The organism is Rhodococcus sp. B10, from assembly GCF_011770055.1.
GTDB lineage: Bacteria > Actinomycetota > Actinomycetes > Mycobacteriales > Mycobacteriaceae > Rhodococcoides > Rhodococcoides kyotonensis_B.
The window spans coordinates 19768-46454 of the sequence record NZ_JAAFYV010000030.1; the positions used below are offsets into that span (position 1 = coordinate 19768).

The window sequence follows — 26687 nt, forward strand, 5'->3', positions numbered from 1 at the left end:
CGTCACAGCAGTTCTGTGACTTCTCTTCAGGCTCTCGGCGCACCCTGTAACGCGGTTGACCGGTGGTAACGATTGTGTAAACCTCGTGTGCACACAATCCGGTGACCAGGGACTTTCCAGGCACGAGTGCAGACGGCGTTACGGGGCAGCGCGGTTCTGCCTTTCATCCCGACGAACTCCGTCATCGGCAGGGCTCCCGAACTCGAGAGAGCGACTCGTGGAATCTGTGGAATCGCTGGAACTGCGTGAATTCAGCGTCGATCGTCGCGCCGACGGAACGTCCGAGCCTTTTCCGCTCACGGCGGCACAACGTGGCCTCTGGTTCGCCCAGCACCTCATGCCGGACGTACCGATCACGATCGCGAACTTCATCGACATCCGCGGCGAGGTCGACGAGCAGGCGATGCGGTACGCCGTACGTCGCGCCGTGCGTGAACTCGGTGCGGGATCACTACGACTGGTCGAGATCGATGGTGAGCCGCACCAATATCTCGAGGCCGCCGACGACGCCGCGGAGCAGCTCGACTTCGGTGGCGAGTCCGACCCAGTTCGGGCCGCACACGATTGGATGCGTCGGACCTACTCCCGTCCGATCGATCCGACACGCGGGCCTCTCGTTCACGCCGCGATCCTTCGAGTCGCTCCCGACCGCACCTTCTGGTACTCGCACGTCCACCACCTCGCGCTCGACGGGTACGGGGCCGTTCAGCTGATGAACCGTACGGCCGAGATCTATTCGGCCGTCTCGGCGGGCGAGGAACCGATTCCGTCGAAGGCGGGCAGTCTGCGCGACGTCTACCGAGCCGAGGACGAGTATCGGGCGTCGTCGCGCTTCGACAAGGACGCACGCTACTGGCAGGCCAAGACGCACGACCTGCCGTCGCCGCCGAGCATCACCGGTGTCGTTGCCCCGCCTGCCGCTCGGTCGCGGATCTGCGGCGCACCGCTGCCCGCCGCGATGGAACAGGCCCTCGCCGGTGCCATCGACCGGTTGGATTCCGCCTTCGCACCGATCGCCGTCGCCGCAGTGGCCGCGTTTCTGTCGCGGATGACGGCCTCGGACGACGTCGTACTGAGTCTGCCTGTCGCAGGCCGGACGACGGCGCTTCTTCGACGGTCCGGCGGCATGGTCTCGAACGTGCTGCCCATTCGGGCCCGCATCGACGCGTCGACGACCGTTGCCGGTCTCGTCTCGGCCGTGCAGCTCGAACTCACGGGAGCACTGCGGCATCAGCGATACCGGGCGGAAGACATTCGGCGAGCGGGAAATTCGTCGCAGGACCAGCGCGGCTTCTTCGGCCCGGCGATCAACATCATGGCCTACGACCGCGACGTCCGATTCGGCTCTCGAATCGGTGAATTCAACATTCTGTCCACCGGACCCGTCGAGGACTTGTCGGTGAACATCTACCCGGCAGGCCCGTCGGGCAGCTCGCGCATCGACTTCGAGGCCAACCCGAACATCTACACGCAGGACATGTTCGACGGCCTCTACCGGCGCTTCCTGGGAATGCTGGGTCGTTTCCTCGACGCGGATCCGGCCGCGGCGGTGCACGACCTCGAGATTCTGCACGACGACGAGGCCCGCCTGCTCGTTCCGGCGCGCGGCCCAGGCGTCGCGACGCCTGCACTGCTCCCGGACATTCTCGCCTGCGGTCCGACCACCCACCCCGACGGCACGGCACTGATCGAGGGCGAACGGCACGTCACGTACCGCGAGCTGGCACGCCGCAGCAACGCGATCGCGCGAGCTCTCATCGCCCGCGGCGCGGGACTGGAGACCGTCGTCGCCGTCGCGTTTCCGCGCGGCATCGACTCGGTGACGGCGTTCTGGGCCGTCGCCGCGACCGGCGCCGCGTTCGTGCCCGTCGACCCGTCGTACCCGCCCGAACGCATCGCACACATGGTCACCGACTCGGGCGCGCTCGTCGGACTCAGTACGCTCGCCGTCGCAGATACCCTGCCGGACCGGGTGCACTGGCTTTCCCTCGACGACCCGTCGTTCCAGTCCGAGATCGCCGACAGGTCGGATGCGCCGATCACGTCCGACGACCGCCGCAGCCCGCTGCGTCCGGACAACACGGCGTACGTCATCTACACGTCCGGTTCGACGGGGACACCCAAGGGAGTCGCGGTCACGCACGCCGCACTGACGACGTTCACGGCGCGGGAGCGGCCCGAACTCGAACTCACCCCGTCGGCGCGTGTGCTGCGGTTCTCGTCGTCGAGTTTCGACGCGTCCCTGTTCGAGATGATCGCCGCGTTCGGTGCGGGCGCGACGATGGTCATCGCACCGCCCGACGTCCACGGCGGCGCAGACCTGACCGACCTGCTGAACGAGCAGCGCGTCACGCACGTCATCACGGCCCCCGCATTGTTGTCGACGGTGGACGTCGGTGCCGTCGAATCGTTGGAACACGTTGTCGTGGGCGGAGATTCCTGCCCGCCCGACCTCGTGGAGCGGCTTCGCGGCCGCGCCGTTCTGCACAACAGCTACGGCCCCACCGAATCGACCATCGTCATCACGATGACGCCGCCGCTGACCGATCCGCGGGCCGTCACCATCGGCACCCCGCTGCAGGGCGCATCCGCGCTCGTTCTCGATCGGTGGCTGCGACCGGTTCCGCTCGGCATCGCCGGCGAACTGTACGTCGGCGGGCCTGGTCTCGCCCGCGGCTATCTGCATCGCGCGGGCGTCACCGCCGACCGTTTCGTCGCCGACCCGCACGGCAGCGGCACTCGGCTGTACCGGACCGGTGACATCGTGCGCTGGCGCGGGCACGATCCCGCCGACGCCGAGCTCGAGTTCGTCGGACGCAGTGACTTCCAGGTTCAATTGCACGGTCTCCGAATCGAACTCGGCGAGGTCGATGCCGTGCTGTCGTGGCATCAGTCCACGGACTTCGTCGTGTCCGCTGTTCTCGAGCGGGGTGACCGGTCACAGCTCGTGTCGTACGTCAAGATCAAGCCGGACCACGAGTTCGATGCCGCATCGCTGCATGCGCTCGCATCGGATTTCCTGCCGTCGCAGATGGTTCCGGTCCACATCGTCGAGTTGACGTCGGTGCCTCTCACACCGTCCGGCAAGGTCGACCGGTCCGCACTGCCCGACCCCCGGGACCACGACGAGGCCACGCCCCACCGTGCCCCGACCGACGAGACCGAACAGATCATCGCCGACGCGATGGCCGAGGTACTCGGGCGTGACGCCGTCGGCATCGACGACTCGTTCTTCACCCTCGGCGGCGACAGCATCGTCGCGATCCAACTGGTTTCGCGGGCCAAGGCGTCGGGAATCGCATTCACCCCTCGCGACGTGTTCGAGCAGCGCACGGTTGCCGGCCTCGCACGCGTCGCGACGTCCGTGGCCGACCGCGTGCGACTCGACGAACTACCCGGTGGTGGCGTCGGGTCGATGCCGCTGCTCCCGATCGCCCGCAGCGTGCTGGCGCGCACGTCGCGGCCGTCCGACATCGACTACTTCTTCCAGGCGCTCGTGCTGACATCGCCACCGGACCTGACCGACGACGATCTCGTGCGCACAGTCGCCGCCGTCGTCGACCATCACGACATGCTGCGCGCTCGCCTCGTCGGTGACGAACTCGTCGTCGACCCGGTAGGCACTACCGTTGCGGCGAAACTGGTTTCGACCGATACGGGTGACCTCGACGCAGTCGTTCGACGCGCAGGCGAGCGGTTGCGTCCGCGCGACGGAGTCGTGCTGCAGGTGGTACGCCTGACGGACGCGGATCGCATCGTGCTCGTCGCCCACCACTTCGTCGTCGACGGTGTCTCCTGGCGCATCCTGGTTCCCGATCTCGCGACGGCATGGTCGCAGCGTGCCGGGTCGATCGTGCTGCCGCCCGTCGAGACCTCGACGCGACGGTGGTCGCACGCGGTGCAGGATCTCGAAGTCGTCGCCGAAACCGATTCGTGGAGAGCCATTCTCGACGGTCCGTCCGGTCCGTTCGACTCGGTGAACACACGAATCTCTTCCGCGCACAGCGAACTGACCGTCGAAGCCGACCTCACCGAGAAGCTTCTCGGCAACGCCGCCACCACCTACCGGATGAGCGCCGACGACGTGCTGCTGACGACGCTGGCGATGGCGCTCTCGCGCTGGCAGTCGTCCCCGTCATTGCTTCTGCAGCTCGAAAGCCATGGACGGGACGAGGATTCGATACCGGGGTCGGATCTCACCCGGACGGTCGGCTGGTTCACCACGACCTATCCGGTGCGTCTCGACGTACCGAACGCCGACGTCGATGTCGTCGCGAAGTCCATCAAGGAACAGATCCGCTCGGTACCGAGCCGCGGTCCCGCATACGGTGTGCTCGCGGCGTCCGGCGCCTTCGACGACCTGCCGCGCCCGCAGATTTCCGTCAACTACCTCGGACGCCTCTCCACCCGCATTCCCGACGCTCTGGCCGGCCAGGGTTGGATTCCGGATCTCGCGAGAACCGTGGGGTCCGACAGCGGACGCGACCTGGCCCAGGAGTTCGCCGTCGAGATCGACCTCGCCGTCGTCGACGGAGTTCTGCAGGCGCGCATCGGATATGCCGTAGACCTCGTCGATGCCGACGCGCTCGGTGAACTGTGGCACCGCTCGATCGCCCGGATGGCCGACCGCGCGTCCGCTCCGGACGCGGGCGGGCTCACGCCGTCGGACATGTCGTTGATCTCGGTCGACCAGAAGCGAATCGAGCTGTGGGAGAGTCGCTTCGGTACGCTCGACGATGCTTGGCCACTGTCACCGCTGCAGCGCGGACTGCTGTTCCACGCCGACCTGACGCGCGGCGGGGTGGATCCGTACACCGCGCAGATCGTCTTCGCACTCGGCGGCGACGTCGACACCGCACGGCTGCGCCGCGCTGCCGGCCGCCTGCTGGACCGTCACGCCGCGCTGCGCGTGTCGTTCGACTCCGACGCTCACGGACGCCCCGTGCAGATCGTGCATCACCACCACGACGTGCCGTGGTCCGAGATCGAGGCCGACGACCTCGGTGACGCCGTCGCCCGGATACGTTCGCAGCCGTTCGACCTGGCCACGGGCCCGCTCGTCCGATTCGCCGTCGTGCGCAGCGGGGAGCGAACGCACCTCGTCGTCACCAATCACCACATCCTGTTCGACGGTTGGTCGATGCCCATCTTCGTCCGGGATCTGCTGGTGCTGTACGCGGCCGACGGTCCGATCCCGACGCCCGCTCCGTCCTACCGCGACTACCTGGCGTGGCTGTCCCGACGCGACGGTGCCGCGGCGCTTACGCGGTGGACGGACGTGCTGTCGGGCTCGACCGAACCGACCCTGGTGGCCGACCGATTCACGGGCACGACCGTTCTGCCTCAGGACGTTCCGGTGCGACTCGACGGCCCCGCACTCGACGACCTGGCACGCAGCCTGGGCGTCACGATCAACACCGTCGTGCAGGTGGCCTGGTCGATCGTACTGTCCGCGGTGCTCTCTCGACGCGACGTCGTCTTCGGCGCGACGGTCTCCGGTCGTCCCGCCGAACTGGCCGGCGCGACGGACACTCTCGGACTGTTCATCAACACGTTGCCGGTCCGGGTGCGCACCGAGGTCGCGGACACCGCACGGACACTGCTGACCCGCATCCAGCAGGATCAGGCAGACCTGCTCGATGTCCACCACGTCGGGCTGGCCGAGATACAGGCAGCCGCGGGACCGGGCGCGATGTTCGACACGCTGACGGTGTTCGAGTCGTACCCCGTCGACCACAACGCGCTCGGCGACGCCACCGACATCGGCGGCATGCGCGTGCTCGGCATCGACGTCGCCGACTCGACGCACTACCCCCTGACCCTCGTCACGGTGCTGGAACCGACACCGGCCATGACGCTGCGGTACTCGCCCGACGCGTTCTCTCACGGCGAGGTCACGACGATCGCGCAGCGACTCGAACGCGTCATGGCCGCGATGATCGACGCTCCCGAGGGTCGCGTCGTCGACATCGACGTCCTCGGCGAGGAGGAGCGACTCGCCGTCACCGATCGGTGGATCGACACCAGGCGGGAGGTGGCACCGACGACACTGCTCGATCTACTGCGCGAACCGGCGTCGACGCACGCGGACAGCACGTGCGTGGTGTCCGACGGCCGGTCGCTGACGTACGGCAACTTCGCCGCCCGCGTGCGGTGCATGGCGCGCTTCCTGATCTCGCGCGGGATCGGGCCGGAAAGCGTCGTCGCCGTGTCGCTGCCGCGATCGATCGACCAGCTCGTCGCTATCCACGCGATCGTGCATACGGGAGGCGCCTATCTCCCGCTCGACCCGGCACTGCCTGCGGCTCGGCTCGCGCACATGATTGCCACCGCCGCGCCGACGCTCGTCCTGGGGACGCAGATCGAGAGTGCCGTGCCGGTCATCGATCCGAGGACGCTCGACCTGTCGTCGTTCGACACCGGTCCAATTCTCGACCGCGAGCGCCCTACGCCGCTGCGCGCCGACAACACCGCGTACGTCATCTTCACGTCGGGCTCGACCGGAGGGCCGAAAGGCGTCGCGGTATCGCATCGATCCATCGTGAACCGACTGGTGTGGATGCAGGACACCTACCCGATGGACGCGTCCGACGTCGTCCTGCACAAGACCCCGACGACGTTCGACGTGTCCGTGTGGGAGCTGTTCTGGCCGCACATGATCGGCGCTCGGACCGTCATCGCCGAACCCGGTGGTCATCGCGACCCCAAGTACCTCTCCAGCCTGATCCACGAGCAGGCCGTCACGACAACGCATTTCGTGCCGTCGATGCTCGATCTGTTCCTCGCTCACGGAGATCTCGACGCGTGCGGCTCGCTGCGGCAGATCTTCGCGAGCGGCGAAGCCCTTCCTCGCTCGACGGTCCAGCGCATCCATGCAGCGCTGACCACCGAGCTGCACAACCTGTACGGGCCCACCGAGGCCGCCGTCGACGTCACCTACCACCGCACCGACGCAGACGGCGACGGTGCCGTTCCGATCGGCGTGCCGGTGTGGAACACCGGCGTGCGCGTACTCGATTCGGCGCTGCGCACGGCCCCGATCGGCGCCGTCGGCGAGCTCTATCTGTCGGGTGTGCAGCTCGCTCGGGGATACGTGACACGCAGCGCGCTGACGTCGGATCGTTTCGTCGCGGACCCGTTCGCGGTCGGCAGCCGCATGTACCGCACCGGGGATCTGGTGCGGTGGACGCCGGGCGGAGAGCTGGAGTATCTGGGCCGCAACGACTTCCAGGTGAAATTGCGCGGGCAGCGTCTCGAGCTCGGTGAGATAGAAGCATCGATCCTGGGGACGCCCGGCGTCGCGTCGACCGTTGCGACGGTGTACGGCGAAGGAACGAAGGAACGCCTCGTCGCGTACGTCTGTGGAACTGCCGACGTCGACACGATCCGCGCACATGTCGAGTCGGAACTGCCCGCGTACATGGTGCCGACGGTCTTCGTCGAAATGGACCGCATGCCCCTCGGGCGCAACGGCAAGCTGGACCGTTCGGCACTACCGGAACCGTCCGCGTCACCTGTTGTTTTCGAGCCACCCGCCGGTGACGTGGAAGTTGCCGTGGCGCAGATCTTCTCCGATGTGCTCGAGGCAGTCGACGTCGGTGCCACGACGAGTTGGTTCGAACTCGGGGGGAACTCGCTGACCGCGACACAGGTGATCGCACGCATCAACTCCGACCTCGGCGGCTCCCTGAGCGTACGTGATCTGTTCGACGATCCGACGGTGCGTGGTCTGGCTTCCAGAGTCGAGATCGGTTCGGCAAGCACGACTCTCGTTGCCGGCCCGAGACCGTCGACCATTCCGCTCGCGCCGAACCAGCATCGCATGTGGCTGCTGAACCGGTTCGATCCGTCGTCGCCCGCCTACAACATCGCAGGCGCGGTCCGGCTCGACGGCATCGTGGATGTCGGCGCACTCACCCAGGCCGTCGCGGACGTCGTCGCACGACACCACCCCCTGCGCACCTTCTATCCGGATTCGCCGACGGGCCCACGCCAGGTGATACTCGACGATGTCGCACTCGATGTTCCGGTCGTCGACACCACCGCGGACCGCCTGACCGCCGCGCTGCTGACCGCCGCGGGCCGCGGGTTCGACGTCACGGATCGGCCGCCATTGCGCGCTACGGTGTTCCGTCTGTCCGCGACCGAGCATGTCCTGCTCGTTGTCACGCATCACATAGCGGCCGACGGCTGGTCGATGCGGCCGTTGGCGCGAGACGTGATGCTGGCGTACACCTCTCGCGCGCAGGGTGTCGCTCCGTCGTGGAGCGCCCTGCCCGTAGAGTACGCCGACTATGCGCTGTGGATGCTGGACAAGCTCGGAGCGGAGGACGATCCGGAGTCGGTGGCGTCACGTCAGATCGAATTCTGGACGCGAGAACTCGACGGTGTTCCGCACCGGCTTGCGTTGCCGACAGATCACCCTGCGCCGCAGCTTTTCTCGTATCGCGGAGACTCGGTGTCGTTCGCAATCCCCGACGACGTCCGCACATCCGTCGCCGACCTCGCCGCGCGCACCGGAACGACCCCGTTCATGGTGCTGCACGCGGCACTCGCGGTTCTGCTCGCACAGTTGTCGGGGGAGCGGGACATCACGATCGGTACCCCGGTCGCAGGCCGCGGTGAGCAGGCGCTCGACGATCTGGTCGGAATGTTCGTCGGCACGTTGGCACTACGGGCCTTCGTGGACTCGGCGTCGAGCTTCACCGAGGTTCTCCAGCAGGTCCGGGACCGTGACCTCGCCGCCTACGCGCATGCCGACGTGCCGTTCGACCGCCTCGTCGAACTCCTCGCTCCCGCACGTTCCACCGCGCACCATCCGCTCTTCCAGGTGATGCTGTCGCTCGACGAGCCTGCCCCGGCCGTCGAACTGCCGGATCTGACCGTCACCCCGTTGACCGGCGTTGCACCGATCGCAAAGTTCGATCTGCAGTTCGGTCTCGACTCCAGTACGTACGACGGAACTCTCACGTACGCAACCGATCTCTTCGACCGCAGTACCGTCGAAAGATTCGCCGAGCAGTTCGTGCGCATTCTGACGGCGGTGCTCGCAGATCCGGCGACGGTGGTCGGGGACATTCCGGCGAGCTGCCCGTCGGTGCGGCGCGGCCGGCCGGTCGCCGCGCGACGAACCCTGCCGGACATCATGGCTGGAGCGCTGAAAGCCGGAGATGTAGCTCTGCTTCACGATGAAAGAGTCTGCAGCTACGACGAACTCGACGCAGTCTCGAACTCCGTGGCTCGACAACTGATCGCCCGCGGCGCAGGACCGGAGACGTCGGTCGTCGTCGCTCTCTCTCGGAGCGTTCAGTCGATCGCCATGGTGTGGGCCGTCGCGAAGACCGGTGCCGCGTTCGTGCCCGTCGACCCGCGCTATCCGGCGGACCGGATCGAGCACATGATCACCGATTCCGAAGCGGTGCTGGGTATCTCCGACACGGTCCGGCTCGGGGGCATCGAATGGATCGACCCGGGCGATCTCCCCGACGGTTCCACGGCACCGATAACCGATAGAGACCGCCTGCTGCCGCTGAGGCCCGAACATCGCGCGTACGTCATCTACACGTCCGGTTCGACGGGCGTGCCGAAAGGTGTTGCCGTCACACACGCGGGCCTGGCGCATCTGACGGCCGAGTTCGTCGAACGCTTCGGACTCGATCCGCGCAGTCGCACGCTTCATTTCGCGTCACCGAGCTTCGATGCCTCGATTCTCGAGCTGCTGATGGCCGTCGGCGCCGGGGGCACGATGACGATCGTCGACCCCGACGTCTACGGTGGCGCGGAGCTCACGGCTGCGATGCACGGCGTCACGCACGCGTTCCTGACGCCTGCGGCCGCCGCCACGGTCGATCCGGACGCACTTCCCGAGCTACGGGTACTCCTCGTCGGCGGCGACGTGTGCAGTCCCGAGCTGGTGCGGACCTGGGCCGACCGCGTCTCGCTGTTCAACGCCTACGGGCCGACGGAGTGCACGATCGTCGCCACCCTGGAAGGCCCGCTCGACGCCGACACACCGGTTCGTATCGGCGGACCGACCCGCGGGATCGACGCCTACGTACTCGATGCGCGACTGCATCCCGTCGGCCTCGGGGTCGTGGGCGAGCTGTACGTGGCCGGTGACGCACTCGCCCGCGGGTACCACGGCAACCCGGCACTGACGGCAGCGTCGTTCGTCGCCGGGCCCGGTGGTGAGCGGCTGTATCGCACCGGCGATCGGGTGCGCGTCGTCGGGGACCGCCTCGAATACCTGGGCCGGGCGGACGCCCAGGTGAAGGTCCGCGGCTTTCGCATCGAACTCGCTGAGGTCGACGCGGTGCTCGCGCGGCATCCGAGCGTCGCCCACGCGGTGTCGGCGGTGCACGCGGACAGCGTCGTCGGCTACGTCGTCCCCGCAGGTGGGGACGTGGACGACGCGGCGCTGACGGACTTCGCGCGACAGTCTCTGCCGTCGCACATGGTTCCTCGCTCGATCACCACGATCGACCGCATCCCGGTGACGGCGGCGGGCAAGATCGATCGAAAGGCGTTGCCGCGACCTGTCTTTGTAGGCGCCGTCTACGTCGCACCGCGCACGAACAGCGAGATTCTGGTTGCCGACGTGTTCGGGACGGTCTTCGCGGTGGACCGCATCGGCGCCCACGACGACTTCTTCGACCTCGGCGGCACGTCGCTCGTCGCGACGCGTGTGATCGCCCGCATCAACGAGGAAGCCGGGACCGCACTCGCGGTACGCGCTCTGTTCGAAGCATCGACCGTCGCCGGGCTCGCGGCGCGGGTCGACGGTGCGGAGCGGTCGTCGCTGCCGCGGTTGGTCGCCGCCGATCGTCCGGACCGAATCCCGTTGTCGGCCGCCCAGACTCGCATGTGGTTGCTGAACCAGGCTGCGCCGGAAAGCCCGGCGTACAACATCGCGTTCGCGGTACGACTCACCGGAGAGCTCGACGCCGATGCGCTACGCCTGGCCGTACACGACGTTCTCGAGCGGCACGAGTCGCTGCGCACGCTGTACCCGGTCGCCGACGAGCCCGAGCAGGTGATCGTGGACGCGGCCGATGTCGGCCTGGATCTGCGCGTTGCCGAGGTGGAGGAGAAGAACGTACTCGCCGCCGTGACCGATGTTCTCGGTCGCGGCTTCGACGTCACCGCGGCTGTTCCGATCCGCGGCGCTCTGCTGCGGACCGGCGTCGACCGCTATGTGCTCGTCCTCGTCGTGCACCACATCGCGGCCGACGGCATGTCGATGGCGCCACTGGCTCGGGACGTCGTCACCGCGTATTCGGCTCGGCTGCAGGGAACTTCACCCGGATGGGATCCGCTTCCCGTGCAGTACGCCGATTTCGCGGTCTGGCAGCGCACGGTACTCGGATCCACCGACGATCCGGACTCGGTCGCGTCACAGCAGCTCGGCTACTGGCGTCGCACGCTCGACGGGCTGCCCGACCTGCTCGAACTCCCCACCGACAGGCCGCGTCCGGCGGTGGCGTCGCAGCGCGGTGCGGAGGTCGGATTCGACCTCTCACGAGACGAGGCGGTGGCCGTCCGATCGCTCGCACTGCGCTGCGGTGCCTCGGTGTTCATGGTCATGAATGCCGCGTACGCGGTCCTGCTTGCGCGGCTGTCGGGAACGACGGACATCGCCGTCGGTACCACCGTGTCGGGCCGCGGCGCCGGGACACTCGACGACGTGGTCGGCATGTTCGTCGGGACGCTCGTGCTCCGGACCGAGTACCGCGCCGGCGAGAGCTTCGAGGACTTGGTGCGACGGGTACGCGAGACGAGTCTGGACGCGTTGGCGCACAGTGACATTCCGTTCGAACAGGTCGTTCAGGCGATCGCGCCCACGAGGTCGACGTCGCACGCGCCGTTGTTCCAGGCGTTGCTCGCGTACGAACCGCAGCGGCCGTCCACGCTGGAGTTGCCGGGTCTGACCGTGTCGGAGTTTCCGTACGAGTCATCCGTCACGCGATTCGATCTGGCACTCACCCTCACAGACGTGGCCGACGGCATCCACGGATCGCTGCGCTACAGCACCGACCTGTTCGACGCGGCCACCGCGAGGCGGTTCGCATCGATGTTCGGTGTGATCGTGACTGCGGCGATGCAGGATCCGAGTCGGGCGGTGGGCGACATCGAGTTGCTGTCCGCGGCCGAGCGAGCGGCGTCGACGCCGGTACACGGCGCGAATGCGGTTCGGCCACAGACGCTCTCGCAGCTGATCGACACGGCCGTCATGGCCAACCCGAACGGCATCGCCGTCCGGTGGAACGGTCACGGACACACCTACCGTGAGGCGGACGAGGCGTCGAACAGGCTGGCTCGGGTGCTTCTCGGGTACGGAATCGGGCCGGACACCGTCGTCGCACTCGGTCTTCCGCGGTCGTGGGAGTCGGTGGCGGCAGTGTGGGCGGTGACGAAGACGGGAGCGGCCTATCTGCCCGTCGATCCCACCTATCCGCGAGACCGAGTGGCGCACATGGTGTCCGATTCCGGAGCGGCGATGGGGATCACGCTCGCCGCGCACAGATCGTCTCTGCCCGACGGGATCACGTGGCTCGAACTCGATGACGCGGACACCGTCGCCGATCAGGATGGAGCGTCCGCCGAACCGCTGGGCGCGGACGAACTCGCCGGGGTCGTAAGGCTCGATTCCGCCGCGTACGTCATCTACACGTCCGGCTCGACCGGGCTGCCGAAGGGAGTCGTCGTCCCCCATCGCGGTCTGGCGAATCTCGCTGCAGCACGGCGTGATCTGCATCGCGTGACGGCCGAGTCGCGGTTCCTGCACGCGGCGTCCCCGAGCTTCGACATGGCCGTCGGTGAGATGGTGTCGGCGCTGTCCGCGTCGGCCACGCTCGTCGTGTCTCCGCCGGAGATTCTGGGTGGTGACGAACTGGGCGACCTGATCCGATCCGAGGGCGTCACCCATGCGCTGATGACACCGTCCGCGCTGTCGACACTCGACCCGGACGGCCTCGAGACGCTGCGCGTCGTCTGCGTCGGAGGTGAGGCGTGCAGTCCCGAGTTGGTCGCGCGCTGGGCACCGGGGCGGCTCATGCTCAACGGATACGGACCGACCGAGGCCACCGACATCTCGACACTCGGCGCAGTCGACGTCGGCGCGCCGGTCGACATCGGTGCACCCATAACAGGTTTCGAGGCAGTCGTACTGGATTCCCGCCTGCACCCGGCGCCGGTCGGCGTTCCCGGTGAGCTGTACGTCGCAGGGCCCGCGGTGGCGCGCGGCTACCACGGGCGAGAAGGCCTGACGTCGACGCGTTTCGTCGCGAACCCGTTCGGAGCGGGCCGGATGTATCGCACCGGCGACATCGTGCGGTGGACCCCCGGCGGCCGTCTGCGCTACAGCGGCCGCGGTGACTCCCAGGTGAAGGTACGCGGCTTCCGCATCGAACTGGGGGAGATCGACGCGGCACTGTCGACGCATCCCGACGTCGACTTCGCCGTCACGATCGGCCGACCCGGCCCGTCGGGGGAGACGATTCTCGTCTCCTACGTACTCGGCAGTCCCGACGACGCGCGTGCCCATCTTCGAAAAATGTTGCCGAGCTACATGATTCCGTCGGCTGTCGTCGTTCTCGACGCGGTGCCGCGGACACCGACAGGCAAGTTGGACACGGCACGGCTCCCCGCTCCGAATCACGCCGAGCGGAGCTACACACCGCCCACCACAGAATCCCAAGAGATCGTCACACGTGTATTCGCGGAGGTACTCGATATGAACAAGGTTGGCATCGACGACGACTTCTTCGCCCTCGGCGGGACGTCGCTGACGGCGATGCGCGTCGTCTCGGCCATTCGAGAGAACACCGGGACGGTGTTGTCGCTGCAGGCGCTGTTGACCGAACCGACGCCCGAATCGATTGCGGCTCTGCTCGATTCAGAGGGGTCGGCGGGCTCGTCCTACGACATCGTGTTCCCCATACGTACGGAGGGAACGTCCGCGCCGCTGTTCTGCATCCATCCGATCGTCGGATTGTCGTGGTGCTACACCGGATTGGATCGATACACGGACGGCCCGATCTACGGCCTGCAGACGCCCGGTCCCGCCGACTTACCCGATTCTCTCGGCGGTGTGGCGCGCCGCTACATCGAGGAGATCGAGAAGATCGCACCCGACGGGCCGTACCACCTGCTGGGCTGGTCGCTCGGCGGCACGATCGCGCACGAGATGGCCGTGCAACTCCGCGACGCAGGCAAGGACGTGGCGTCGCTGACTCTGCTCGACAGCCACGCCATGCAACCCGAGGACGTCTGGAACGCCGAGATTCCGGCGTCGGATCTGCTCGACGCGGTGGGACTGTCGTTGCCCGGCGTCGAGAATCAAGTCGTCGCGCTCGACACTCTGCCGACATTGCTCGGCGGGTCCGGAATCATCGAGACCTCAGACGCCGAACGGCTTCTCGCCGCGGCACTGCACAATCACGATCTGGCGGTGCGCCATCGTCCACGTGTGTACGACGGCGACGTCCTCTACGTCGCGGCAGGGATGGAAGATCGGTCGGGTGTCGCCACGTGGCATCCCTACGTCCGCGGTGAAATCACGAATGTGTCCGTCGCACACTCGCATTGGCAGATGATGTCCGCGCCTGCCGTCAAGACCTACGGCCCGGTGGTTGCGCGGCGGCTGTCCCGAGGTGGTGGGCGGTGATCTGGTTACGCCGCGCGGTCCTCGGGGTTCTGGCTCTGTTTCTGCTGATGCCGACGGCTGTTGCCGTCGCCGATCCGCCCAGCTCGGTGGACCGTATCGACAAGAAGGACGATCGCCGCTGGGACGTCTTCGTCTACTCGCCGTCGATGGATCGCGTCATCCAGCTGCAGGTGCTTCGTCCCGCAGACACGTCCGCACCGCGGCCGACGCTGTACATGCTCAACGGTGCAGGCGGCGGCGAGGACGGCGCGAACTGGTTGCGGCAGACGGACATGTCTCAGTTCTTCGGAGACAAGAACGTCAACGTGGTCATCCCCGTCGGCGGCTATCTGTCGTACTACACCGACTGGCAGCACGACGACCCGGTGCTCGGCCGCAACAAATGGCAGACCTTCCTGACGCAGGAGCTCCCGCCCGTACTCGACGACGCACTGGATGCCAACGGCGTCAACGCAATCGGTGGACTGTCCATGTCGGCCGGATCGGTGCTCGATCTCGCGATTCAGGCTCCCGGCCTGTATCGAGGAGTGGCGTCGTACAGCGGGTGTGCGCAGACGTCGGATCCTGTGGCACGCAACTTCGTTCGACTGCTGGTCGAAGCGCGCGGCCGCGGCAACACCGACAACATGTGGGGTCCCGACGGAGACCCGCGCTGGGTCGAGCACGATCCGTACGTCAACGCCGAGAAGCTTCGCGGACTCGAGCTGTTCGTCTCCAACGCGACCGGGTTGCCGGGGCCGTACGAGGTGCCGGGCGTCGTCCGGCCGGCGGGATCGCCTCCGCTACCCGATCAGATCGTCGTCGGCGGCGCGATCGAGGCCATCACGAACAGCTGCGCGATGCGGCTGCAGCAGCGTCTCGACGACCTGGGCATCCCCGCCGACTTCGACCTCGGGTTCCCGGGCACGCACTCGTGGATGTACTGGCAGGATGCGCTGCGGGCGTCGTGGCCGACGCTGGCGAGGGCGTTGGGCGCCTGACGGCGCACGTGCACGAAAATACATAGTGGGGTATGTATTTTCGTGCACATGGGCCGAAGGCCCCTACCAGCGCGCCAACCGCCGGAGATCGCCGCCGGACCCGCTGTAGTTGTTGATGTCGGTCGGCGCCTCGATGCCCGGGATGCGACCGTTGTCGGTGAACTGCCAGAACATCCACTGCGTCCACCCACCCGGAAGCGGACCGAGCGTGTCGTTGTAGTCCGCGATCCACAGGGGATAGTGGTTGAACTCGTGAGTGTCGGCCATCGCCGTCCGCCAGAAGTTCGGATAGGTGTAGATGATCGGCTGGCGTCCGGTCAGCGCTTGCACCGTGTTCAGGTAGCGGTGTGTCCAGTCGATCAGTTGTGCCGGCGAAAGACCATGCGACTGTTCGAGATCCAGGACGGGCGGCAGATCACCCGGTCCGTTGATGCCGAGGACGACCGTCGAGTAGTACGCCGCCTGCAGTTCGGGTGATTCCCGGACGTCCGCGTAGTGATACGCGCCGCGAGCAACACCCGCGACCCGCATGACGACGCAGTCCTGCACGAAGTACGGGTTGACGTAGTTCAGACCCTCGGTGGCCTTGACCATCGCGAAGTCGTGGCCCGATTCGCGCACCGCGAACCAGTCGATCGTGGTGCCGTCGATGTGTTGCCACGACGACACATCGGGCCCCTGTGGATTCGCCGACGCCACCGCAGGCATCGCGCACACGAGCGCACTGGCAAGAACGACTGTCGCAACACTGCGTTTCATGGCCACTCGCTGACGGTAGGTAGCCGGCAGCGACGGTTCAATGGTGAGTCGTCACAGACCTCGTGCGCGCGAATGTACAGCTCGCTATACATTCGCACGCACGTGCGCTAGCCGAGCCAGTCCAATACCGCCGCCGCCGTCCACGACTGCTGCATACTCCCGAGCGGCTCACCGGTGAACGGTTCGTAGTACTCGGCGAAGCTGCCGTCACTGGCCTGACGCAACCCCTCCTCGCGCAAGGACAGTGACCGTTCGGCCCACCCTCGCCGCGCGAACGCCCACGAGAAGAGCCACGTGATGACGGGCCACACCGGCCCGCGCCAGTACTCGCGTGGACGGAAGTCCCTCGACACCGGTGACGTCGACGGCGGAACGGCGTATCGCAGGTCGGGGTGTCCACAGAAGCGGGTGCCTTCGAACGTCCGCAGCAGCGTCCGTTCCTGTTCCCGCGGCAACCCACCGCACAGCAGCGGTGCGAACATGGCGATGGTGTCGGTGGTGATCCACCGGTTCGCGCGCACGTCGTAGTCCCGGGCTGCACCGGAGCGGGCATCCGTCGTCGCGATGACGCCCTTCCCGAACCGTTCGGACCACGCGCGGAGTTCACGGACATCGGAATTCGGTTTCGAATGTTCCTCGCCGATCGTCGCCAACACGTCGCACGCCATCGCGAACACCGCGCTGACGAAGACGTCCTCGACCGCGAAGCTCATCGTGGCCGCCAGGGCCGCGTCGTCGTAACCCGCTTGTTTCATCTCTTCGACGAGCCAGATGTACCGGTCGTATTCGTGGTTGGTCGGGCGCTGCGACGGGTCCGTGATGACGGCGTGGTCCTCGCGCTGGTACGGAGGCATGGCTCCCGCAACGACATTCCGGTACGACGCGTCCCACCGCGGCGAGTTGTCCATGCCGGATTCCCAGCCGTGGAAGAGGGTGATGCGCCCGTTGTTCTCGATGTCGCGCGCCTCGGCGAGCCAGCGATGCCATCGCACGAGGTTCTCCCAGCGACGGTCGAGAAACTCCTCGGCGACGGCCCGAGTCGTCCGACCGTGGCGTCGCGAATGATCGAGAATGCGTTGGACGGCGATGGCATGCACCGGCGGCTGCGTGATGCCCGACGTCTGAGGCGCTGTCGGCGCATGTGCGGCCAGCTGTCCCGTCTCCCACCGTGCCGGGCCGGGGAAGTAGCCGTCGACACCGTTCGCGAACACGATGTGCGGAATCATCCCGTTCTTCCACTGCGCGGACAGCAGCGTGTCGAGTTCGACGACGGCCCGTTCGACGCTGAGCGGTGCGAGTCCGACGGACACGAACGCCGCGTCCCAACTCCACATGTGGGGGTACAGCCGCGGGGCGGCGCTGGTCATCGTGCCGAGGTCGTTGCCGCGCAGAAGGTAGGCGGCCCGAGCGGCCAGCTGTGTCGAGGTGAATCCGCGGTCGGCCATGAGACCCAGTGTGCGACCAGTCCCCGTTTTCCGCCTTTCGAGAGACCGAATCGAAAGCGGACCGTATCTGTCCGCAATCGTACCTACAGTAGTTCTCACCAGCCACGAAAGGACCCGACATGACCCTCACCGGTGAGAAGGCCGACATCCTCCGCATGTTCGCCGACCAGCGCAAGAACTTCCTCTACACCGTCCGCGGCATCACCGACGAGCAGGCGAGGCAGCGCACCACGGTCAGCGAACTGACTCTCGGCGGTCTGCTCAACCACGTCGTCAGTAACGAACGCGGTTGGATGAAGGTCATCGCGGACATGGACGAGAACGCCGAGTTCGACCTGTCGCGCATGGGCACCGAGTACGTCATGGGCCCCGACCAGACCGTCGAAGGGTTGATCGCCGAGTACGCGCGCGTCGCCGAGGCGACCGAAGCCGCCGTCGCCGATATGGATCTCGACATCCAGGTACCTTTGCCGACGGCACCGTGGGCGCCCGAACGTGCTTGGCAGTCAGCACGTTTCACGCTGCTGCACATTCTGCGGGAAATCGCGCAGCACGCGGGACACGCCGACATCATCAGAGAGTCGCTCGACGGCGGCAACACGACCGCGGCCATGGCTGCCGAGGCGGGGATGCAGTTCGACTAGTTTGGGTTTGTGACTCTTACAGCTTTGGTGACGGGCGCGAGTCGGGGCCTCGGCGCAGCGGTGGCGAGGCAGCTCGCGTCCGATCACGGTGTGTTCCTCGGTGGACGGACGGAAGAGTCGCTGGCCGACATCACGCGAGAACTGCACGGGGCGACGCCGTGGCCCGTCGATCTCACCGACCACGACGCCGTCGCACGCGCAGCACGCGAGATCGACTCGCTCGACGTGCTGGTACACAACGCAGGCGTCGCGTCCCTCGGATCCATCGCCGAATCCTCGATCGAGGAGTGGCGTCGCCAGTACGAGAGCAACGTCCTCGCCGTCGTCGCACTGACGCAGGCACTGCTTCCTGCGTTGCGACGCGCGGGAGGCCACGTGGTCCTCGTGAACTCCGGCGCCGGCTTGCGCGTCAATCCGGGCTGGGGTGGCTATGCCGCGTCGAAGTTCGCGCTGCGCGCGTTCGGCGACGCCCTGCGACAGGAGGAGCCGTCGATTCGGGTCACGTCGATTCACCCAGGGCGCATCGACACGGACATGCAGCGAGCGATCGTCGCGCACGAGGGCGACGACTACGACGGCTCGAAGTTCCTGCAGCCCGAGACCGTCGCGCTGGCGATCCGGAACGCCGTCGACACCCCCGCCGACGCGCACCCGACCGAGATCGTCATCCGGCCGCGGTAGGCGGCGTTGCCGGGCGGGTTCCTACAACACTCCCGCTCGTTCACAACGCACAGGACTGTTGTAAACGAGTGGCAGTGTTGCAAGAAGCACGGCGATACTTGCCCCCATGATCGTCCGACGCGAACGCCCCGCCGACCGTCCCGAGATTCTCGCCGTGATCCGCGCAGCGTTTCGGAAAGACTCCGAGGAGCCCATCGAAGTGGGCCTCACCGAAAAGCTGTTCGACGACGGTTACCTGCCCGAGCTGTCACTGGTGGCCGTATCGGAGGAGCAGATCGTCGGATACGTCATCGGGACGCTCGGGTGCATCGGTGACACCGAGGCCATCGGCGTCGGGCCGCTCGCCGTCCTGCCCGAGTTCCAGGGACAAGGCGTCGGGCAGGCGTTGATGTATGCGCTGATCGGAGCATCGGAGGCATTGCACGAACGGGTGCTCGCGCTGCTCGGTTCGCCCGAGTACTACTCGCGCTTCGGTTTCCGGGCCGGATGCGAGGTGGGTGTCGATTCACCCGATTCGACGTGGGGTCGCCACTTCCAGGCGCTACAGCTCACCGACGGGCCGGTGAACGGTGCGTTTCGATACGCGAAACCCTTCGACGACCTGTAGCGATCGCCCTATGGTTGCTGCATGCCACTGTCGAGATCGGAACGTGAAGAATTTCTGTCCGAGCCGCACATCGCGGCACTGTCGGTGTTCGCCGGCAACGATCGAGGTCCGCTGACGGTGCCGATCTGGTACCAGTACAGCCCGGGCGGTGAAGCGTGGGTGCTTACCGGAAAGTACTCGAAGAAGGCCGAATTGATCAGGGCTGCAGGACGGTTCAGCCTCATGGTGGAACGCGTCGAACCCACGATCAAGTACGTCGCCGTCGACGGGCCCGTCGTTCGCGAGGAGGAGGCAACGGACGCGTACCTCCGCGAAGTGTCCGAACGCTACCTGGCGCCCGAGAAGGTCGAGGGATACGTGCAGTTCGCCAAGAGCGACCACGGTGAAAGCACGGTGTTCTTTCTGAAGCCCGAGCACTGGCTGTCTGCCGATATGGGCGCCATCTAGTGCGGCTGCGCCACTGATAGATTTCCGACGTGAGATCACCGGTTCCCGATTACCTGCGCGAAGTCCTCGACAGCCTGGCCGACAACACGAACGGGGAGGTCGCCGACTACATTCCCGATCTGGCACAGGCGAATCCCGACGTCTTCGGAATCGCGGTCACCACCGTCGACGGCCGGACGCACTCGGTGGGCGACGACGAGGTCGAGTTCTCCATCCAGTCCATCTCGAAGCCGTTCGCGTACGCGGCCGCACTGACCGACCGCGGGTTCGACGCCGTCGCCGCCATCGTCGGTGTCGAGCCGTCGGGAGAGGCCTTCAACGAGCTGTCCCTCGAAGGCGGGACGCGTCGACCGAAGAACCCGATGATCAACGCAGGCGCCATTGCGACGCACTCCCTTCTGGGTGCCTCGGTCGACGAACGCGTATCCCGCGCACTGAGTTTCTTCTCGACGCTCGCCGGGCGGCAGTTGTCCGTCGACGAATCGGTCTGCCGATCCGAATTGGACACCGCAGACCGAAACCTCGCCATCGCGCACATGCTGCGTAACTACGAAATTCTCTCCGACACTGCCCACGCCGTGGTCGAGGGCTACACGACGCAGTGCTCGATCAACGTGACCGTGCGCGATCTCGCGGTCATGGGTGCGACGCTCGCCGCCGGGGGAGTGCGGCCCGGAACCGAAGAACGCATCGTCTCCAGAGCCGTTGCGCGACAAGTACTGTCGGTGATGGCCGGCGCAGGCATGTACGACGCCGCGGGCCACTGGTTGACGACCGTCGGCATCCCTGCGAAAAGCGGTGTCGCAGGCGGTCTTCTGGGTGCACTGCCCGGCCAGGTGGGCATCGGCGTCATGTCACCGCGACTGGACAAGCACGGCAACAGTGTTCGCGGCGTGAAGGTCTTCGAGAGATTGTCCGACGACATGGGCATGCACCTCATGGCGGCCGAGCCTTACGGATCGTCGGCGCTGCGAAGCATGTCCGACACGTCGGGTGAACTGCGCGTCGAGATACAGGGTGCGGTGCGTTTCAGCGGTGCGGAGAGCATCCTCGACGCGTTGTCCCACGACACCGGTACCGGCACGGTGGTGTTCGACGCCTCCCGCGTCGATCGCTTCTCCGACGTCGGCCGGCGGATGCTCCTCGAGGGGATGCGACGCATCAAGCTCGACGGCCGCGATGTGGTCCTCGTCGATCCCGACGGGGTGCTGCCGGACCCCGACCTCGGCGACGGTACGTTCCCGCTGCCCCGCTGAGTCAGGACCCCTGCCGAAGCAGGTAGTCGGTGAACGCCGCGGTGACCGACGTGGTGTTGCTCGGATTCGTGACGACGGACACCGTCCGGGTGGGCGCGTCGACCACGTCGATTCTGTGCAACCTCGGGAACAGCGACGCCAACGACGTCGGCAGCAAGGTCACGCCGAGGCCCGATTCGGTCAGTCCGGCAACGATGTCCGAGGAATCGGCTTCGATGATCGTGCCCCTCGGCACCGAGGACTGTGTGAACGCGTAGTCGGTCTGCATTCGGGCTTCGCTGCCCGCGGGCCGGTCGATCATCGTCATGCCGTCCAACTCGACGAGCCTGACGGACCGCCTCCGCGCCCATTCGTGCTCGGCGGCGACGAACAGCGACAACGGTTCGGTCCACAGGGCCGTCGACGTCAGACCCGTGTGCGTGCGACCGGGCGCGAGGCCGACGATCCCCACGTCGAGCGAGCCGTCGGAGACCCCGTCGAGCGTGATCGCGCTGCCTCTGGGAAGCAACGACACCGCCGTGTTGGGGTGAGACGCCGTCAGCGACGCGACCGCTGCCACGACGTCGACACGCGTCAGCGGCACGATCATGCCGACGCGAAGGCGTCGTACCTCGGTGGTCGACGGCGAGACGTCGGCGACCAGGCGCGACACCGACCCCAGAACGCCGTAGGCGCGTTCGAGAAAGACGCGACCGGCATCGGTGACGGTCACGCTTCGGCTCGTTCGGGAAAACAGTTCGACGCCCAACTCGCGTTCGAGGTCGCGGATCTGACTGCTGAGCGCGGACTGCGCCACATGGAGTCGGGCGGCGGCGCGGCTGAAATGCTGCTCCTCGGCGACTGCGACGGCGTATTGGATGTGACGGAGTTCCACGCCGCTGATTCTATCGCTGTGACAGATGGATCATGCTGATCGATCTATTGGACAGCACAGTCGCTCGAGAGAATGCTGTTACTCGTGAACACATCGTCCAGAGAATCCGGCATCGGCACCCCGGTCGTCGCCCTGATGGCCGTCGCGACCGGCCTGAGTGCCGGAGGCAACTACCTCAATCAGCCACTGCTCGATCTCATCGCCACCCAGTTCGGAGTCTCGCAATCCGCTGCCGCGGTGTCGGTGACCGTTGCACAGGTGTCCTACGCGCTCGGACTGCTTCTTCTCGTACCGCTGGGTGATGTGGTCGACCGCCGGACGTTGAGCGTCGGACTGATGGTGCTCGCCGCGACGGGGCAGGCGATCGCCGGATTCTCCCCAGCTCTGTCGTGGCTGTTGGTCGGTACCGCGATGGCCGGATTGTTCTCCGTCGCAGCGCAAGTCATCGTTCCGTTCGCGGCCTCGATGGCGCATCCCTCGGACTCGGGGCGCATCGTCGGTATCGTCATGGGTGGGCTGCTGACGGGAATCCTGTTGGCGCGCAGCATCTCCGGCGTTCTGTCCGGAGTCACCGGATGGCAGGGGGTCTATAGACTGGCGGCGGTACTGATGCTGCTGTCGGCCTTCGGCCTCTGGCGAGTGCTGCCCCGCAACACGACGACTGCCGGCGTCGCATATCTGCCCGCCCTGGTGTCGATGGGCCGACTCGTGCGTCGTCACCCACGGCTGCGCACGCGGTCGCTGCTCGGAGCGTTGTCTTTCGCGTCGGTCAGTACGGTGTTCGCGACGATGACGCTCCTGCTGACCACGAAGTACGGATTCTCTGCGGCCCAGATCGGTCTGATCGGACTCTCGGGCGTCGCCGGTGCGTTGATGGCGTCGGTCGCCGGTCGCCTGGCCGACCGCGGATACGTGCAATGGGCCACCGGCTCGGGCGTCGTGCTGCTGGTCGCGGTGTGGCTGCTGTTCGCTGTCGGAGGCACGTACTGGCTCGTGTTCGTGCTGGCGTTCGTGCTCGTCGACCTGGCGTTGCAAGGGGTGCACGTCAGCAACCAGAACGTCGTCTACGCGCTGGAGCCGGAGGCCAGGGCACGTATCAACTCGATCTACATGACGACGTACTTCGTCGGCGCGTCGGCGGGATCGGCTGCAGGCACGTTCGCCTGGACGCACTTCGGCTGGACGGGCGTCTGCATGACGGGAGCTGCTTTCGCAGTCGTGGCGTTGCTGGTCTGGGTGCGGGATCTGCAGCTGAACAAGACCGGGGACCTCGTCACCGTCTAAGGCGCGTCGGTCTTGATGAGCTTCATCGTGATGCGCGAGTCGACGCGGGCGATGGCCTTGTCGCCCATCAGCTGGACCGTCAACCATTGCTCGTAGGCCGCGAGATCGGCGACGCGCACGCGAATGAAGTAGTCGGGGATGCCGAACATGCGCCGGAGTTCGGCAACCTCGGGCATCGCTGCGATCCGATCCTCGAACGCCTGCGTCGTCGCCAGATTCTTGGCGACGAGGTCTGCGTGAATGATGACCTCGAACCCCTTGCCGAGGCGGGTCCGATCGACGATCGCGGAGTATCCGGTGATGATGCCGTCGTCCTCTAGCTTGCGGACACGCCGCAGGCACGGGGCCGGGGTGAGGCCGACGCGGGCCGCCAATTCCTGGTTGGTCAGGCGACCGTTCTCCTGCAGGAGCAACAAGATATGTTCGTCGATCGAATCCACGTGAATATCTTGCGCGTGCATCCCCGTATCGGCAAGATCGGGCAATAAAATCACGCGCCGAATTTCCTATCCTTGCGTCATGACCGTGCACGAAGAACTGCAGCCGACCACCACGGGATCGTTCGTCGACGCGTTCCGCTCGGCGGGCGTGATCTGGTTCGGGCTGTTCACATTGGGACTCGGCTTCGGCGTCGTCGTGACGTCGCACGGTTTTCCGTGGTGGATCGCGCCGATCATTTCGGGAGTGCTGTTCGCCGGATCGGTCGAGTTCGTTCTCATCGGCATGCTCGCGGCGGCTGCGCCTCTGGCAGCGGTTGCGGTGACGACGTTTCTGGTCAATTCGCGACACCTCTTCTACGGGCTGTCGTTCCCGCTGCATCGTGTCGAGGGCCGATTCGCCAAGCTGTACAGCATCTTTGCGCTGTGCGACGAGGCGTTCGCAATGATCACCAGCCGCATGCGCAGCGGTCGAATCCTCTGGACGCAGCTGGGACTGCACATGTCGTGGATGGTCGGATCGTTTCTCGGAGGGCTCGCCGGGCACACGGTGCTCGGCGACGTTCAGGGCCTCGATTTCGTGCTGACAGCTCTGTTCGTCGTCCTCGTAGTCGACGCGTACCGCGCGGACCCGAACCGCGTGACGCTCGTGCTTGCCGTGTTGTCGGGTGCAGTCGGGTTGCTGTTCTCGCCCGGGTCGATGCTGGTGGTGTCGATGTGCGTGTTCACGATGACGTTGATCGTTCGGCATGTGAGGAGCGCTCGTGCCTGATTACGGCTATCTCGCAGGAGCGGTCGGGGTGGCCGTTGCGATCACATTTGCATTGCGCGCCATACCGTTCGCGGTTCGCGCACGGCTACGTGAATCGGCACTGCTGGACTCCATCGGACGGTGGATGCCTCTCGGCGCAGTCGCGATTCTGGCCATGTACGCGCTGTCGTCGATCGACGTCGGCGCTACGCATCACGGGATTCCGCAGATCGCAGGCGTTCTCGTCACCGCAGGCGTACACCTCTGGCGACGCAACGTCGCCCTGAGCATCCTCTCCGGGACTGCAGTGTGCGTCGTGCTTCTGAACTGGGTCGTCTAACAGCTGTCGACGCGCGGGATACCCAGTGCGACAAGGTCGTCGAACAACCGGTCGGCCATCCGCGCGTGGCCGCGGGTGTTCGGGTGGATGCCGTCGGGCGCATAATCGGTCGAGAAGTTCAGCCAACCCTCGGCCCGTGGGTCGAGGAAGGTGACGCCGGTGAGCTGCGCCGCGTCGCGCAGGGTGCGTCGGATCGTGTCGATGTTGTCGTGCTTGGCATTCGGAGCACCCGTCGGCGCGACGACGACGATCCGTGCCTGCGGTGCGATGACGCGGAACGTCGCGTACAGACCGGTGGCCGCGACGAACAGCCTCGCGTCACCGCGGTCGTTGCCGGAGCCCTGGATGACGATGACGTCGGGCAGCGTCGACGCGGCTTTCGTGACTCGTTGCAGACTGACGAACGGGTTCGGGCTCGCCGCATAACCACTGCCCGACTCGGCGACGAGGTTCGAGTCCCAACAGCCGCGCGCTGCAAGCACGGTGGCGTACCCGGCTCCGGCGCTCGCTCCGACGCCGGCGCTGAACGAATCGCCGATGATCGACACCTTCAGGGGCGGGGCCGCAGCGTGGGCGGTTCCGGTCGTCAGCGAGGTCGCGGCGAATGCGACGGCCGCGCACAGTGCCAGCCGGATGCGTCGGCGTCGAGCAGCAGTCTCGGTCACATGTGGATGGTAGGTGTCGGGGTCGCCAGGTTTCCGCTCTTCGCTCGACGGCTTCTGCATGAGTGCCGATTCGTTATGAGACCCGGGTAACACATTGCGACTCTCACCCGACATATTCGTCAGGCAGAACGAAGACACACACCCCCTCGGAGGCTCAGCATGACCGTCGTCAACGATTACTCGAAGCCGGCCACCGAGCTGCCCGATCACACCATCACTGCCTACGCGGCCCCGGCCATCGTGCCCATCCGAGCAACCGGAACCCAGGCACCCGTCTTCTGCATCCACCCGCTCGAAGGCCTGACCAGCTGCTACGCCGAACTCGTCGAATACATCGACGACGATCGCCCCGTCTTCGGAGTCCAGGCGATCGGTGAGCGGCCTGCATCGTTGACTGCACTCGCGGCCCGTTACGCCGACCACATCCTCGACGTCCACACCGACGGCCCGCTGCATCTGCTCGGCACGTCGTTCGGCGGACTGCTCGCGCACGCGGTGGCCGTCGAGTTGCAAGCCAGGGGCGTGGCGGTCGACAGCCTGGTCCTCGTCGACAGCGATCCGCTCGCCCACCGCCCTCAGCCGGACCTGCTGTCGCGCATGGGTGACGTCATCGACCGCAGCCGCGTCGAGGAACTACTCGCCGTCGCCGCCCACAACGAGAAGCTGGCCAGCCGTCACTTCCCGGGCGTCTTCGTCGGCAAGGCGTTCGTCGTCTCCGGGGTCGAATCCGACGGCGGGCCGGCATGGCACGCGTTCGTCAACGGAACCGTCGCCAAATACCTCGTTCCCGACGCCTCGGCCTTCGGTCTCGTCGGGCCGTTGGTCAATCGATTCTTCTGAAATTTACCCTCC

General features: G+C 66.5%; 16 protein-coding genes. 11 read left to right on the forward strand and 5 right to left on the reverse strand.

Annotated features, from left to right (window positions below):
• Positions 1-217: 217 nt before the first annotated feature.
• Both RhoFasB10_RS19020 and RhoFasB10_RS19025 read left to right on the forward strand, forming a co-directional pair.
• Positions 218-14665, forward strand: coding sequence for an amino acid adenylation domain-containing protein (locus RhoFasB10_RS19020; RefSeq protein ID WP_346764429.1), 14448 nt, complete (start codon positions 218-220; stop codon positions 14663-14665).
• A gap of 47 nt (positions 14666-14712) precedes the next feature.
• Entirely contained in the window at positions 14713-15645 is a 933-nt protein-coding gene (locus RhoFasB10_RS19025) for an alpha/beta hydrolase family protein (protein ID WP_068430985.1), read from the forward strand.
• 63 nt (positions 15646-15708) lie between these two features.
• On the opposite strand, the gene RhoFasB10_RS19030 is transcribed toward RhoFasB10_RS19025, so the two are convergent.
• On the reverse strand, positions 15709-16404 hold the full coding sequence (locus RhoFasB10_RS19030; protein WP_167678029.1) for a glycoside hydrolase family 25 protein: 696 nt from the start codon (positions 16402-16404) through the stop codon (positions 15709-15711).
• A gap of 107 nt (positions 16405-16511) precedes the next feature.
• Positions 16512-17849, reverse strand: coding sequence for a glycogen debranching protein (locus RhoFasB10_RS19035; RefSeq protein WP_114330037.1), 1338 nt, complete (start codon positions 17847-17849; stop codon positions 16512-16514).
• A 119-nt stretch (positions 17850-17968) separates the two neighbouring features.
• Here RhoFasB10_RS19035 and RhoFasB10_RS19040 point away from each other — a divergent pair, with 119 nt between their 5' ends.
• From RhoFasB10_RS19040 to RhoFasB10_RS19060, 5 genes are all read left to right on the forward strand, one after another.
• Entirely contained in the window at positions 17969-18493 is a 525-nt protein-coding gene (locus RhoFasB10_RS19040) for a DinB family protein (protein WP_167678031.1), read from the forward strand.
• 9 nt (positions 18494-18502) lie between these two features.
• A complete protein-coding gene (locus tag RhoFasB10_RS19045; RefSeq protein WP_167678033.1) occupies positions 18503-19174 on the forward strand; it encodes an SDR family oxidoreductase in 672 nt (223 codons plus the stop codon).
• Positions 19175-19280: 106 nt separating this feature from the next.
• Positions 19281-19781, forward strand: a complete 501-nt coding sequence (locus tag RhoFasB10_RS19050) for an N-acetyltransferase (protein WP_206031097.1) — start codon at positions 19281-19283, stop codon at positions 19779-19781.
• Between the two features lie 21 nt (positions 19782-19802).
• On the forward strand, positions 19803-20228 hold the full coding sequence (locus RhoFasB10_RS19055) for a pyridoxamine 5'-phosphate oxidase family protein (protein WP_167678035.1): 426 nt from the start codon (positions 19803-19805) through the stop codon (positions 20226-20228).
• A 29-nt stretch (positions 20229-20257) separates the two neighbouring features.
• The gene (locus RhoFasB10_RS19060; protein WP_068429567.1) at positions 20258-21484 is read left to right on the forward strand and encodes a glutaminase; all 1227 of its coding nucleotides are present in this window, start codon (positions 20258-20260) and stop codon (positions 21482-21484) included.
• A 1-nt stretch (position 21485) separates the two neighbouring features.
• Here the strand turns inward: RhoFasB10_RS19060 and RhoFasB10_RS19065 are convergent, their stop codons facing one another.
• Entirely contained in the window at positions 21486-22358 is an 873-nt protein-coding gene (locus RhoFasB10_RS19065) for a LysR family transcriptional regulator (RefSeq protein WP_068429570.1), read from the reverse strand.
• Positions 22359-22493: 135 nt separating this feature from the next.
• On the opposite strand from RhoFasB10_RS19065, the gene RhoFasB10_RS19070 reads away from it, so the two are divergent.
• Positions 22494-23642, forward strand: a complete 1149-nt coding sequence (locus RhoFasB10_RS19070) for an MFS transporter (protein WP_240931287.1) — start codon at positions 22494-22496, stop codon at positions 23640-23642.
• On the opposite strand, the gene RhoFasB10_RS19075 is transcribed toward RhoFasB10_RS19070, so the two are convergent.
• Positions 23639-24082: an Lrp/AsnC family transcriptional regulator gene (locus tag RhoFasB10_RS19075; protein ID WP_068430035.1), complete on the reverse strand. Its 444-nt coding sequence runs from the start codon at positions 24080-24082 to the stop codon at positions 23639-23641. The genes RhoFasB10_RS19070 and RhoFasB10_RS19075 overlap by 4 nt on opposite strands.
• A 79-nt stretch (positions 24083-24161) precedes the next feature.
• Between RhoFasB10_RS19075 and RhoFasB10_RS19080 the strand changes: the two genes are divergently transcribed.
• The gene (locus RhoFasB10_RS19080; protein ID WP_068429575.1) at positions 24162-24851 is read left to right on the forward strand and encodes an AzlC family ABC transporter permease; all 690 of its coding nucleotides are present in this window, start codon (positions 24162-24164) and stop codon (positions 24849-24851) included.
• On the forward strand, positions 24844-25170 hold the full coding sequence (locus tag RhoFasB10_RS19085) for an AzlD domain-containing protein (RefSeq protein ID WP_068429578.1): 327 nt from the start codon (positions 24844-24846) through the stop codon (positions 25168-25170). Before RhoFasB10_RS19080 ends, RhoFasB10_RS19085 begins: the two co-directional genes overlap by 8 nt.
• Here RhoFasB10_RS19085 and RhoFasB10_RS19090 read toward each other — a convergent pair.
• Entirely contained in the window at positions 25167-25835 is a 669-nt protein-coding gene (locus RhoFasB10_RS19090; protein WP_346764432.1) for an SGNH/GDSL hydrolase family protein, read from the reverse strand. The two genes, RhoFasB10_RS19085 and RhoFasB10_RS19090, sit on opposite strands and share 4 nt — an antisense overlap.
• 159 nt (positions 25836-25994) lie before the next feature.
• On the opposite strand from RhoFasB10_RS19090, the gene RhoFasB10_RS19095 reads away from it, so the two are divergent.
• The gene (locus RhoFasB10_RS19095) at positions 25995-26675 is read left to right on the forward strand and encodes a thioesterase domain-containing protein (RefSeq protein WP_167678039.1); all 681 of its coding nucleotides are present in this window, start codon (positions 25995-25997) and stop codon (positions 26673-26675) included.
• Positions 26676-26687: the final 12 nt, after the last annotated feature.

Coding starts and splice junctions, on each gene's coding strand:
- RhoFasB10_RS19025 (WP_068430985.1), top strand. CDS start 14,713: ATGCCGACGGCTGTTGCCGTCGCCGATCCGCCCAGCTCGGTGGACCGT.
- RhoFasB10_RS19030 (WP_167678029.1), bottom strand. CDS start 16,404: ATGAAACGCAGTGTTGCGACAGTCGTTCTTGCCAGTGCGCTCGTGTGC.
- RhoFasB10_RS19035 (WP_114330037.1), bottom strand. CDS start 17,849: ATGGCCGACCGCGGATTCACCTCGACACAGCTGGCCGCTCGGGCCGCC.
- RhoFasB10_RS19040 (WP_167678031.1), top strand. CDS start 17,969: ATGACCCTCACCGGTGAGAAGGCCGACATCCTCCGCATGTTCGCCGAC.
- RhoFasB10_RS19050 (WP_206031097.1), top strand. CDS start 19,281: ATGATCGTCCGACGCGAACGCCCCGCCGACCGTCCCGAGATTCTCGCC.
- RhoFasB10_RS19055 (WP_167678035.1), top strand. CDS start 19,803: ATGCCACTGTCGAGATCGGAACGTGAAGAATTTCTGTCCGAGCCGCAC.
- RhoFasB10_RS19070 (WP_240931287.1), top strand. CDS start 22,494: ATGGCCGTCGCGACCGGCCTGAGTGCCGGAGGCAACTACCTCAATCAG.
- RhoFasB10_RS19080 (WP_068429575.1), top strand. CDS start 24,162: ATGACCGTGCACGAAGAACTGCAGCCGACCACCACGGGATCGTTCGTC.
- RhoFasB10_RS19095 (WP_167678039.1), top strand. CDS start 25,995: ATGACCGTCGTCAACGATTACTCGAAGCCGGCCACCGAGCTGCCCGAT.